9 protein-coding genes are annotated in these 12,475 nt (G+C 42.6%); 5 read left to right on the forward strand and 4 right to left on the reverse strand.

Annotated features, from left to right (window positions below; genetic code table 11):
• The first annotated feature begins 231 nt into the window (after positions 1-231).
• From AC0YOD_RS15935 to AC0YOD_RS15945, 3 genes are all read left to right on the forward strand, one after another.
• Positions 232-672 carry a hypothetical protein gene (locus AC0YOD_RS15935; RefSeq protein ID WP_475800309.1) on the forward strand — a complete coding sequence of 147 codons (441 nt, stop codon included), beginning with the start codon at positions 232-234 and terminating at the stop codon, positions 670-672.
• 90 nt (positions 673-762) lie between these two features.
• A complete protein-coding gene (locus tag AC0YOD_RS15940) occupies positions 763-2,157 on the forward strand; it encodes a stalk domain-containing protein (RefSeq protein ID WP_475800310.1) in 1,395 nt (464 codons plus the stop codon).
• Positions 2,158-2,302: 145 nt separating this feature from the next.
• Entirely contained in the window at positions 2,303-2,473 is a 171-nt protein-coding gene (locus AC0YOD_RS15945; protein WP_475800311.1) for a hypothetical protein, read from the forward strand.
• An 85-nt stretch (positions 2,474-2,558) separates the two neighbouring features.
• Here the strand turns inward: AC0YOD_RS15945 and AC0YOD_RS15950 are convergent, their stop codons facing one another.
• The 3 genes from AC0YOD_RS15950 to AC0YOD_RS15960 all read right to left on the reverse strand — a co-directional run bounded on the left by AC0YOD_RS15950 (position 2,559) and on the right by AC0YOD_RS15960 (position 6,089).
• Positions 2,559-4,064 carry an ABC transporter substrate-binding protein gene (locus AC0YOD_RS15950; RefSeq protein WP_475800312.1) on the reverse strand — a complete coding sequence of 502 codons (1,506 nt, stop codon included), beginning with the start codon at positions 4,062-4,064 and terminating at the stop codon, positions 2,559-2,561.
• Between the two features lie 107 nt (positions 4,065-4,171).
• Complete coding sequence (locus AC0YOD_RS15955; protein WP_475800313.1) at positions 4,172-5,131, reverse strand: carbohydrate ABC transporter permease; 960 nt, start codon at positions 5,129-5,131, stop codon at positions 4,172-4,174.
• Positions 5,132-5,150: 19 nt separating this feature from the next.
• Positions 5,151-6,089, reverse strand: a complete 939-nt coding sequence (locus tag AC0YOD_RS15960; protein WP_475800314.1) for an ABC transporter permease — start codon at positions 6,087-6,089, stop codon at positions 5,151-5,153.
• Positions 6,090-6,311: 222 nt separating this feature from the next.
• On the opposite strand from AC0YOD_RS15960, the gene AC0YOD_RS15965 reads away from it, so the two are divergent.
• The gene (locus AC0YOD_RS15965) at positions 6,312-8,075 is read left to right on the forward strand and encodes a sensor histidine kinase (protein ID WP_475800315.1); all 1,764 of its coding nucleotides are present in this window, start codon (positions 6,312-6,314) and stop codon (positions 8,073-8,075) included.
• On the forward strand, positions 8,068-9,654 hold the full coding sequence (locus AC0YOD_RS15970; RefSeq protein ID WP_475800316.1) for a response regulator transcription factor: 1,587 nt from the start codon (positions 8,068-8,070) through the stop codon (positions 9,652-9,654). Before AC0YOD_RS15965 ends, AC0YOD_RS15970 begins: the two co-directional genes overlap by 8 nt.
• 45 nt (positions 9,655-9,699) lie before the next feature.
• Here the strand turns inward: AC0YOD_RS15970 and AC0YOD_RS15975 are convergent, their stop codons facing one another.
• A complete protein-coding gene (locus AC0YOD_RS15975) occupies positions 9,700-12,375 on the reverse strand; it encodes a YhgE/Pip family protein (protein WP_475800317.1) in 2,676 nt (891 codons plus the stop codon).
• Positions 12,376-12,475: the final 100 nt, after the last annotated feature.

Raw genomic sequence — 12,475 nt, forward strand, 5'->3', positions numbered from 1 at the left:
CTATTTCTAAAACAAAAAGCAAATGAAAGCATTCGGAATTATAATCATGGATTGCTTAAGCTTTGCAGGGTTGTATCCGTTTACAATGACCGAATTTGGCTAAATATGATCGAATCATCACTTAAACTACGTTTTACTTCTATAAGGCAAGGACGTATGATTGCTTGCGACAGCTAAGCTGCTTTTATGGCCTCATTATTATTAACCATAAACAAGGAGTGTGTGATCGCTATGAGCTATCCCGCTGTAACCAAATCCAACAACGATAGATTGACCCATCGGATTGGATCTATGGAGATCATTCGATATGACGATCATCAAATCGCTCTCCCTTCGGATAGCGATCATTGCTATTGCGGTCTGCTTAAAATTTCAAGTGATGGCGTACATGGATGGGGAGAGTACTCGTTACCAAGCTTGCCATGCCATTTTGACATGATTAGCTGGGCATCCGTGTTTTTACATCTAAAAGGTCTTACTTTGGAAGAGGCTATACATTATGTAGAAGAAAGTGATGAAGCGTGGGGACATACAAGGAGAGAGCTTGCGCTCTGTACATTATTAGATTTAAACCAAAGACTGCAGGACTACACGAATCATCAAGAAAGAAATGAAATGCTCTTTGCCAGCTCTATTCTTATGGATTACTCACAATCCTATTATTCTTTCTAAATCTAAGAAAGTTCTGATTCAGCAACCTTTTAACAGGGGTAACGTCTATACATAAAGTAATCCAATATCTGTTAAATGAGGTGCTTCAGAATGAAAAAGACCATTTCTTTACTGGTCATCTTAGTGTCTTTACTTGCATTAGGAAATCCTGCCTTGGTGTATGGCGCGAAAACTCAAACGATCTTGTCACTCCCACTCACGGGTATTATTGACATCGACGATAGAAGCTATAAGGATTATTTCACTGCACTGCAAAAGGACGGAACGATTTGGATCGGGAACGGTGACGAGCCCGCCATTAGAGGACCGCGAATTGCAGGAGCGGTAAGGGTAGCAGGCAATCTTGCTCTGACCTCATCCGGTGAGGTATGGAGCTGGAGTACGGACTCCCGCGAGGAGCCGAAACAACTGGTTGAATTATCAAATATACGAGATATTGCCGTTGGACCTGCAAATATGGCTCTAAATGATAAGGGACAAGTGTATGCATGGGGCAACGCTTGTTTGATTTCACTTATGAGACCTGACTTTCAGGAACGAAAAGAGGGGCAGTTATGCTTCTTAGAGAGTGAAGCAGCAGAAGAGGATATTGTTCAAGCGAACATACCTAAGCTAGCTGTAGAAAATGTAAAAGCCATTAAGGCTTCGCATCAAAGCCTTATCGTACTAAAGAAAGACGGAAAGACGCTAAATCGTTATGGCCATACCTATGTCTTTGAATTAGGAATGGTTCCCTTTAATTCGACCACACCTGTAATCGATTTCGTCGGTTATGACAGCGATGCTGTGACACACTGGGATGTTCTTCTGCTTTCAGATAAAGGATTGGTATCTGGGCTGCCTAAGGAAACCTTTGAGCAGTTCAGTGTAAGTTATGAAGGATACTATTCCTTGTACTTAAATAAAGACGGGTCGGTGTGGGGAGCAGCAGCCGGAACAGAAGGAGCCCCGCAGCGAATTCCCGCCTTGAAAAATATCGTTGAGGTCCATGCTGTCGCTTTAAACAGCGGCACGGCATTAGATAAAAATGGAATCGTATGGACTTGGGGCAATCGCCACAATATGCCATATAACGGTAAACCTGATAAATTAGCAACCAAAATTAGTGCTAAGCCTGTAAGTCGACAATTGTCCTTGAAGGTGGACGGAACCTACATCGCATCAAATCCCGGTCCCATCCAAATAAATGGAGTCACCTTCGTTCCGATCCGCGCTCTCATGGAATCCATTGGAGCAAAGGTAGCATACGCTAACGATCAGATTAAAGTTACTTATGGAGATCAAGTGCTCCAAATGAAAGTATATGACAAGTCAGCCGTATTAAACGGAAAGACGATACAAATGCCCGCAGCAGCCACCTCTCATGGAGGCCGAACCTTCATACCGGTACGATTTATTGCAGAAGCCTTTGGCGCGGAGGTTAAATGGGATGCGGTAGATGCCTGTGTCCTCGTTCAGTTTCCGAATAAGGGTGCCAACAAATAAACCTAACGCCTAAAAAGCATTAAAACACGCCAATCCTTAAGCTGGATTGGCGTGTTTTTCCTTTAAATCTGTAAATCCATACATGAAAACCAGCTGCGCGTGGAAGGCTATGATCGTTGTCATTTTAAGAGAAGGAGGTGCCAAAGTGTCCCAAGAACAAAACGAACCAACAAAAGCAGAAGTACAAACGACTAAACTAAATAAATTACCTCTCGCAGGTAAATTTGATACCGAGTTTTCTGCTGAAGAAGCGGCTGAGGTATTTGAGCAAAATCAAAATCAATCCTCTAACGAGGCTTCTAATCATCAGGAATAACATATAAACAAAAAACAAAGCTTGGTCTCATTATGAGCCAAGCTTTGTTTTTTTGTTTGTCTGGCGGTGCTTTGTTTCTTATTTCTTATTTCTTATTGCTTGCAAGCCATTCATCCAGCTGTGTCTGGGCTTCTGCAATAATTTTATCAAGACCCTGCGCATTCAGCTTCTCAATCGCTTTTGGCAAAATTTTAGCCGGATCAACAGAGCCTGTATTAAGCGCAGGACCAAACTCATCAACCGCATTTTTTACATTTGCGATCTCCGTCATCACCTTAGATGGATCGAACTGGAACCCAAGCAGCGGTGCATTCGTCGATTTATCATTAAATATTTTGTACTGCTCCCATTTATCCGCAGGATCAGACTGCAGCTTGTCAAGAAGGAACATGTTCCCAAGCGTAAACGCAGCCATTCCATAGCCTGAATCAGGAATCGGCTCATACGTATCCGCAGTCAGCCTCTTATAGTGTACCCCCTCGACTCCATTGTTTATCAAGTTGCGAAGATAAGTATCCGTATTAAGAAGATTCAAAAATTCCATCGCTTGCTTTGGATATTTTGTCTTTGCTGAGATCGCTTGCAGAGAGCCCGTTACAGACCAGTTGAAAACCATTGGCTCGTGAATTGGCGTAGAAATAATCGGATATTGCATATTATCTGACCAAAGATTATCTGCGAAAGGAACCGTATGCTGCTTATCTACCAACCATTTCCCAGTCGCTTCATGATCATTTCCTTGTTTCGTAGAAACGTCTGGAGGCAAATAGCCGGCTTCATAGTATTTGTGCATCGTTTCGAACGTTTGTTTTGCTTCAGGTGTATCCCATACATTCACCATTTTGAAATCTGTCGCATTCAAAGATACCCCGACCGGAATGCCTTCCAGCGCAAAATCATAGGGAAGGAATGGACCGATATTCGTTTGAATCGGATATACATCCGGTTCGTTTTCTTTTATTTTTTTCAGCATCGGCTCTAAACTCTCAAGCGTCGTTGCTTCCGAAACATTTAAATTATATTTATCGACAAGCACTTTGTTAAAACGCCAAACGGCTTGCGCTGGCAGCTCTTTATTCGTTGGAATTCCATAGTTATGACCATTAATTTTGGAGCCTTCGAGGAAGGCTGGATTCAATACCTCTTTGATTCCTTGACCATATTGCTCAATTAAATCATCCAGTTCTAAGAAATATCCTTTTCTTGCTCCTTCCACATAGTTGAAGGCCCAAGAAGAAGTAAAGGCTATGTCGAACGGCTCCCCTGATGCGGCAATCACCTGCATTTTTTGGTTATAATCGCCCCAGTCAATCAGCTTTAGATCAATTTTTGTATTGATTTTTTCGATAAGATATTTATTTGCTTCTGCTACTACTTTGTCTAAATCCTTTTGGGGTCCCGCGATGGTATACCATACTAATGTAGCTGGCTTCTCTTTTTCTTTCTCTTTCTCTACCTTGGCGTTCCCCTCCCCGGTTTCAGCAGCTTTGTTAGTCCCAGTATTGTTCTTGTTAGTCGAACAACCGGCAAGAACGAGAACCATGGACAGCATAAAGGATAGAACGATAAGTAAGCTTTTTCTTTTTATCATTTCTGTATTCCTCCTTTTTCTGGTACCTATATGTTAAAGTGTTGCATCCGCCATTTGGATACCACACCCTAATCATAGAAACTTTACAGCTCATACAGCATGATATCCTACTCCTTGACGGCTCCAATCGTAAGCCCTTGCACGAAATAACGCTGAAAGAAAGGATAAGCCAGCACGATCGGTATGGTCGCAAGGACAACCATTGCCATCCTTGTCGTTTCAGCTGGCAGTGATTTTGAAACCGCTGATCGATCCAACCCACCAGCAACATTGGAATTTTGCAAAATGAATTGAATATTCGTCTCCACCTTCATCAATAAAGATTGCAGCGGAAGCAGCTTTGCACTATCGATATAGAGCAGCGCATTAAACCAATCATTCCAATAGCCTAGAACACTGAATAAACCGATTGTGGCAAGACCCGGAAGTGATATCGGAAGCACAAGGTAGAAGAAAACGCGAAATTCACTGGCTCCATCCATTTTACCGGATTCGATAATCGCATCTGGCACCATCGTTTTAAAAAATGTGCGCATGATCAAAATTGAGAAAGCACTCATCGCCATAGGAAGAATCAAGGCTCCTAATGTGTCCTTTAGATGCAGCACTTGTGACACAACGATGTAGGAAGGTACTAGTCCGCCGCCGAAAAGCATAGTGAAGAAAGCGATGAAGGAAAAGAATCCTCGAAAATGAAAATAGCTTCGTGAGATCGCATACGCATAAAGCGATACGAGAGCTACCGTAAGCAACGCTCCAACTACGGTAATAAATATGGTAACGCCATAGGAGCGGAAAAGCTGATCTCCCGTTTTAAAAAGGTAGGTGTATGCATCAACAGACCATTTATCCGGAAAGATGCTGTAACCGTTCACAGCAAGCGTCTTCTCATCCGTAAAGGATAGGACGATTACAAACAGAAAAGGATAGACACAAGAAAGGGAGAATAATCCCATAGCCAGATTGGCTAAAGCATTCCAAAGGGGCGGTAATTGATGAATGTTGCGCAACTTATTCCGCTTCGTTGGTCTTCCTCTTTGCTGCTCCATAACTGTACCGTTTTCCATCGAGTTCCCCCCTTTTCCCCTAGAACAAGGCTTGTTCTTTATTTATTTTTCTTACGATATAATTGGTTACAAGAACAAGCACAAATCCAACTACGGCTTGATACAAGCCAGCCGCTGTACTCATCCCAATATTCCCGGTCACCTTAAGTCCCCGGTATACAAAGGTATCAATAACGTTCGTTACAGGATAGAGTGATCCTGTATCTCGCGGAACCTGATAGAATAGCCCGAAATCTGCTCTGAATATGCCGCCGATTGCAAGGATGAACATGATAATGATAATAGGTTTTATCATCGGAAGCGTTATTTTCCAAATTTGCTGCCATTTGTTTGCTCCGTCAATCATCGCCGCTTCAAAATAAGATTTATCTATCCCGACAACTGCCGCTAAATAGATGACGCTGCCATATCCAACGCCCTTCCACAAATGAACGAAGGTTAGAATATAAGGCCAATTCTTTATTTCGGAATACCAGTACACCGGATCCGCGCCAAAGGAAGTCAGCACCTGATTCATAACCCCTTTATCGACGCTTAGAAAGCTGAACACAAAGTAGCTAACGATAACCCAGGAAAGGAAATGCGGTAGAAACATGCCTGTCTGGTACAATTTAGCCAGCTTCTTATTCGATATCTCATGAATGACAATTGCCACAAATACAGATAGAGTCGTACCCAGAATAATGAAGACCGAGTTATATAGGAGTGTGTTGCGGACAATGATATACGCATCCTCCGTCTTAAATAGAAACTCAAAGTTTTTAAAACCAACCCAATCGCTCTGTAGAATACTGGCCAAAAAACCTTCACCGCTGAACCTGTAATCTTTGAAGGCGATAATCGCTCCCGGCATCGGTAAATAACTAAAGAGAAAAAACCATATAGTCCCTGGAAGAACCATCAACAATAAAGCCTTATTGCGCCCTACAAGTTTAAGCCAGCGTACCAGACCCACCATGTTGTCCCCCTTAGCACTTATATATTGGATGTACATTAAATCTAATGGATTTTAAGCGCTTACAAAAGCGGAATAATCAAATATTTAATGGATAAAACAAAGAATCGTACTTTATACAGGCTCTTAATTTGTGCCTTTATGGTAGTCTTAACTTGAACAAAATTGGTTTTTTTATGAAGCTGTCCTATTTCAGAGATCATATAACATAGGAGAATTATCGACATGAAAAAACTAGTCAATTTCTACAGAGAGCATTTCAGAAGGAAGTTGTTTAATAAAATATTGATGATCTATTCCATTATCACGATTCTATCGTTGGCGACCTTATCCGGCTTTGTTTATACGTATCTTTTGAATGCGCAGGTAGAGAAGGAATCTAATTTAAACAAGCAGATTTTAACGAGCATTAATAATGATCTGGATGTGAAATACGCCATTTCACAGGAAATTGTCCAACAAATTTACGAATCAAATGCCATGCATGTAGAAGTTAATTCCTTCTTGCATAACAACTTCTCGCAATATTTGGATGACCGCCTCGTTCAGTACAGCAATACCAGCGTCCGGACGCGGGATATCACATCCTTTATGAGAATGCAGCAAAAAAACAATCCAGATATCCGCTCAATCTCACTTTATAGCGCGAAGAAGAACTTTCTTTACGTGCTGACGAAAACGGATCAACACTACTATCAGGTCGATACCGACTTTCAGGCTGCTCTAAGTCAATATATCCTCACAGACAGAAGCATTACGACGATAAGCAACATCACGAGCTTAAACTCACTCGAAAATGTCGGAAGCCTCATTATCGATTACAACTCTGATGGCATATACCAATCATTCGAGAATAACGCGATTAAAATGAAGGGTTATGTAGTCGTACTAACGCCTGAAGGCAAGGTCATTTTCGATTCCTCCGGGCGTCATTATGGTAAAAATTATCCCTATACTGCACAGCTCAGCTCCGTATCCTCTATTGCGCAGTTTGAAGAAGAGTCTTATGTTAATTTACAAACGACAAATCGGTTCGGATTTTGGATCGCTGGTGTCATTCCCAAATCGGAAATAAAAGATGATCTGACCGGACTACGAAATATTTTGCTCTTAATGACTAGTATTTGTATCATTGGGGCCATGTCCTTAACCTATTTCACCATCATTCACTTCTCAAGACGGACGAGAGTCATTGTAAAGGCAATGAAAAGACTGCAAGATGGTGATTTGTCCATTCGAATACCTATGGAAAAGGAAGATGAATTGTCCCAAATATCCAAACGCTTCAATCAAATGTGTGCGGATCTGACGCTCTATATTGATCAGGTATACAAGTCCGAAATCAGACAAAAGCATGCCGAGCTGGTCGCTTTGCAGGCGCAAATCAATCCTCATTTTTTGTATAACACACTTGAGGCCATTAGAATGAGAGCGCTCTCAAAAAAAGCGGATGATGTCGGTGAAATGATCTACCTTCTAGCGACGATGTTCAGGTATTCGGTCAAAAGCCATACTCTCGTCATGCTGTCTGAAGAAATGGAATACTGCACCCTTTATCTTGAATTATTTAAAATTCGATATATGAAAAACTTCACTTACGAGGTTGATATCGAGCCTCACCTTCTCAATATTCCAACCCTAAAGCTCTCGATTCAACCGATTATAGAAAACTATATTGTGCATGGCTTAGTCATGTCCCGCACCGATAATTACATTTGGATTCATGCTGATTTAGAAGGCGATGACCTGCTCATTACCATTCGCGACAATGGAAGCGGTATCCATCCAGAAAAGCTGGAGAAGTTGAAGCTTCGTTTAACGGAGCCTCCTTTGCAGCCTTCTCCATCCATTGGTCTTATTAATGTTAATGAACGAATCAAATTAACCTTTGGCAGAAAATATGGGTTGAGTATTGAGAGTGAACCAAGCGAAGGGGCTAGCATTACGATCAGAGTTCCTGCGAATAAAGGAGGTAAATCGCATGCGTAAATTATTTATTGTGGACGATGAACCATTTATTCTAGAAGGTCTATCACATGTTATTGACTGGGAGGAGCTCGGCATTACGTTAGCGGGCAAAGCCTCCTCTGGTCTTGAAGCCTTCAAAGCATTGGAGGATTCCGGAGCAGATATACTCATAACAGACATTATGATGCCTGATATCAACGGTCTTGAATTAATTAGAAGACTTAAGCCCCTGCACCCTGATATGAAGTTTATTGTGTTGAGCGGCTATAATGATTTCGATTATGTACGCGAGGGCATGCGCTTAGGCATAGAAAATTACTTATTGAAGCCTATCAATATGAAGGAATTAAAAGAAACCGCTACAACCACCGTTGAGAAAATGAGTCATGCTGACCGGCATGCCTACCTCAACCAGAATCAACTCGATATTTTACGAGACAATGTCCTGAACCGCTGGGTTTCTGGAAGAATGGATCATGAGGAGTTAAGAAGCAGGCTTCAGCTATTAGATATCCCGTTAAATAATCCGTTCTACACCGTAGGTGCAATAAAGATGGTGACGGACATTAATGGCAAGCGCAGCAGTGATTTTAAGCTGTGGGAGCAAGAGAATGGGGAAGTATATCCGCTTTGCAGAAAGCAGGCAGAGAGGATGGAGAACTGTATCTGCTTCTGTGACCATGATGGTGATGTTGTTGTCATCTTTACTGGACTTGATCATCTATACGGGCAGACGACGGCTCTATCTCTGCTTACTCGCATGAGAACTGAAATAAAAAATACACTCGGTATTCAAGTTCTCATCACACTAGGCAGCCAAGAATCCAGTTATTTGGGTGTATCCGAAAGCTATGACCATTCCAAAAGAATGCAGGAGTATTTTCTAACGAATGCAGAGGATGGCATTATTCGCTACGATCAAATGGCAGCGGCGGATACCAGTATGAATGGCATCCCCACTGTCGATACGATGGAATACGAGCAGCTGCTGCTTAGCAAAAACAAACCTGCTCTTTTTAATTATATTGATGAGCTGCTCATGAAGCTGCAATCTTTAGAATCAATTTCGCCAACCCAAATGCATAATTGTGTCATTGATATTATCCTGCATACCAAACAAGTAGTAAGGGATAACAAACTCAATCATGAGCTGGCTACCAATGGCTACAAAGAACTGTTTACGACCCTATTCAAGGCTCAGACAATCACCCAACTAGCAGCGCACGTCAAATTTATTGCCGGCACTGCCGTTGATTATCTAACCACCTATGATGATGAATTCAATCCCGTTGTGAAGCAGGTCCTTCACCATATTCAGACGAGGTACGCGGAGGAGTTATCATTAAAGACGTTGAGCCAGACGCTGAATATCCATCCGTTTTACTTAGGTCAACTATTTCAGAAGGAAACAGGCGAGAACTTCTCCGATTACTTGAATAAGTACCGTATCAAAAAAGCGCAAAGGCTGCTGAAAACAACCACTTTGAGAACAAATGATATTTCGAAGCAAATTGGCTATTTAGATCCCGGTTATTTTTATAAGCAGTTTAAGAAATATACCGGTGTTTCCCCTACTGATTATCGAGGAAATCGGGTGTAATACGGTCGCAACGTTAGCCCAATATGGAGAGCAATGTTACTTCGATTACGCAATGATCTTCGTTTTCTTCGCATTCTCAGCCGATTTTTTGATGATGCCGCTGAGCGGTCGCTTCAGGAACAGAGCTATACATAGGCTTAAGCCGATGAATCCAATCAGCCATATGATATCTCGAAGCGCCGTTTCCCATAGAACGCCGCCGACCCCTTCTCTCAACAAGCTGATCGCATAGGTGAATGGCATAAATGGATTCAACGCTTGGAAGAAGGGCGACGTCATGCTAATGGGAAACGTGCCTCCAGAGCTGGAAAACTGGAATACCATGAATAAAATCGCAATACCCTTTCCTACATTGCCGAAGACGGACAAAAGGGTAAACGTAATCGTGACGAAAACAGCGCTGACCAGCATCGCAAACAATACAAACTCTAATTTATCCGCCACATAGGCTTTCAAAATAAAGAAGTCGCCTAGTGTAATGCTTAGGGCTTGAAACATGCCTATCGTTAGAAAGGTTGCCAATCGCCCTAAATACAGCTGATACGGGCGATACCGCCCTTCCAGATTATTTGCTTCTGACTTCAATAATGAAATCAATAACGTAGCGCCAACCCATAGGGATAATACACAGTAGAATGGCGACATCGCTGAGCCGTAATTCGGAATCGGGTATGTTCGGTTTTCCTTAATCTGTACCGGACTGGCCAAGAACTCGCTTTCCTTCTCGATGTCCCCGCGCAGCAGCTTCGCAAGCTCGGCGAAATGGTTGTTTCCCTCCACTTCTCTAAGCTTATCTGCCGCTTGGCCGATGGCTTTCTCTAACTGAGGCAGATCGGTGCGTACAAGCCCAGCCACTTTGCTAACGCCAGATTCCACCTCAGGGAGCTTGTTGCGAACAAAATCCGCTAGACTGGCAAGCCCTTTCTCCGCTGCTGGCAAATCTTCTTTGACGAATAAGGCTGCTTCATCCAGCTTCTTGCCGATTGCCGGGAGGTTATTCGCAACGAAAGGCGCTGCTTTATTAATGACCGATGCAAAAGTGTTTACCTTGGATTCAAGACCTTGCGCAAGTTCGTGAACCTTGGCCCGAATTTGCGGCATTTGCTTCCCCATTGCAATCAATTCCGCTTGACCAAATTCCAGTCCAGCCTTGGCTTCCTGCAATATAACTTTAATAGCCGGCAGCCTATTCTTGGCCGCCTGAAGCTTCTCAGAAGATGAGCCTGCAACCGTCTTCAGTTCCTCTATTCCTTTGGTCAGCTGTGGAATAATCTCACTGTCATACACGGACAAAATATCCCCCAATGCATCGCTCGTCTTCTTCGTTAGCTTATTTAGTTCTTCAACTAAATCTTTAGCAGGTGCATGTCCGCTTGCTAGAGCGGTCGCTATTTTGTCTAAAATTTCTGTTTGTCTCTTTATTTGTTCGTCAATGGTTTGAAGGCGTTCTAATTGAGCGTTAAGCGGTTGACCCGGTATATAGCTATTCAATTGGTTTAGCAGTGCATACGTGTGTCCCACTACCTGCTCAACCGTGTTCAATCTATTTTTGACTGCATTTACCTCATCGGCAGTAGGCAGATTTTCAGGATTGATGTTGAGCAGCCGCTCTGTAAGCAAAGCAACGGCATCCACGCCTTGCTGTATCAGCGTTAGGTTTTGTTTAATAATCGGTGCAAGGGTATCCAATGTACCGCTGTTTGCAGTTAGAAACTCGCTGATTTGATTGCTGAACGCTGTCCCTTTATCCGCAATTTCGGCGATCTTGTCGAGTGAATTTTGCGCTGCTGTCACTACTTCTATTGCCTTGCCTGTTTTTTCGGTCGCAGTAGCAACCGTGTCGGCTACTTTGTCAAAGTTGGCATCCAGCTCTTGCACGCGAGCAACGGCTTTCTGAAGCTCTGGCAGCTTCTGTTGAATAACGAGAATACCGGAGACAGCCTCGCTAATTTTCGGCCAATTCTGCTGGATTTCAACGATATATTGTGCAGCCTTATTGATCTCGGGCAGCTTCTTCTCAACCTCAATAATAATTTGTGCTTTATCATGAATCTCAGGCAGCTTCTTCTCCAGCTCCAGCACCTTCTGCCCGGCAGCCGTGATTTCAGGAAGCTTGCTCTCCAGTGTAAAAATACTATTCTCAATCTTACGAATGGTCGGCAGCTGTTCTTCTATTTGAACCCCAGCTTCCGTAAGCTTTGTTAGCAAAGCTTCGCTAACCGCTTTCGTGAAATTCTCATTGATCTCCTTCACAACGGATGTGACGCCCGAGGAGGTGATTTTTGGTGCGATAGCATTCACTTTTTCATTAACGGTGTAAATCACTTCCGGCTTATCTAATTTCCCTTGAATAATGCCAGTGATCTCAGAGGAGAAGTTGGAAGGGATTAAAATACTTGCATAATAGCTCCCTCTATTTACACCATCATCTGCTTTTCCTCGACTTACGAACCGCCAACCCAGCTTCTTGTTATTTTTCAAGTTGCTAATCAGTTCGTTTCCGATATTGATTTCTTTGCCGTTAATGCTTGTCCCCTGATCCTCGCTTGTAACGGCGATTAGAACACCTTGTGTATTGCTATAGGGGTCCCAGACTGATTTAATATTTACCCAGTCATAGACGCTTGGAAGGAGAATGATGGCAATGATAAGAAAAATGCCGGTCGGTACTTTGAAAATGTTAAGCCAATCTGTTTTGTAAATCTGCCATATTGAACGCATACATCTACCACCTGTGCTCTAGGAATGAATTGCCATGATGATTGGAATTTCTTTACTCAAATGACATCTTAACATGAAAATATTTATTCGGGAAAGAAAG

It is taken from the genome of Paenibacillus sp. J31P13, from assembly GCF_056269295.1.

What these genes read in the sequence shown, in the direction of transcription:
- AC0YOD_RS15935 (WP_475800309.1), top strand. Translation starts at nt 232, where the DNA reads ATGAGCTATCCCGCTGTAACCAAATCCAACAACGATAGATTGACCCAT.
- AC0YOD_RS15940 (WP_475800310.1), top strand. Translation starts at nt 763, where the DNA reads ATGAAAAAGACCATTTCTTTACTGGTCATCTTAGTGTCTTTACTTGCA.
- AC0YOD_RS15950 (WP_475800312.1), bottom strand. Translation starts at nt 4,064, where the DNA reads ATGATAAAAAGAAAAAGCTTACTTATCGTTCTATCCTTTATGCTGTCC.
- AC0YOD_RS15955 (WP_475800313.1), bottom strand. Translation starts at nt 5,131, where the DNA reads ATGGAAAACGGTACAGTTATGGAGCAGCAAAGAGGAAGACCAACGAAG.
- AC0YOD_RS15960 (WP_475800314.1), bottom strand. Translation starts at nt 6,089, where the DNA reads ATGGTGGGTCTGGTACGCTGGCTTAAACTTGTAGGGCGCAATAAGGCT.
- AC0YOD_RS15965 (WP_475800315.1), top strand. Translation starts at nt 6,312, where the DNA reads ATGAAAAAACTAGTCAATTTCTACAGAGAGCATTTCAGAAGGAAGTTG.
- AC0YOD_RS15970 (WP_475800316.1), top strand. Translation starts at nt 8,068, where the DNA reads ATGCGTAAATTATTTATTGTGGACGATGAACCATTTATTCTAGAAGGT.
- AC0YOD_RS15975 (WP_475800317.1), bottom strand. Translation starts at nt 12,375, where the DNA reads ATGCGTTCAATATGGCAGATTTACAAAACAGATTGGCTTAACATTTTC.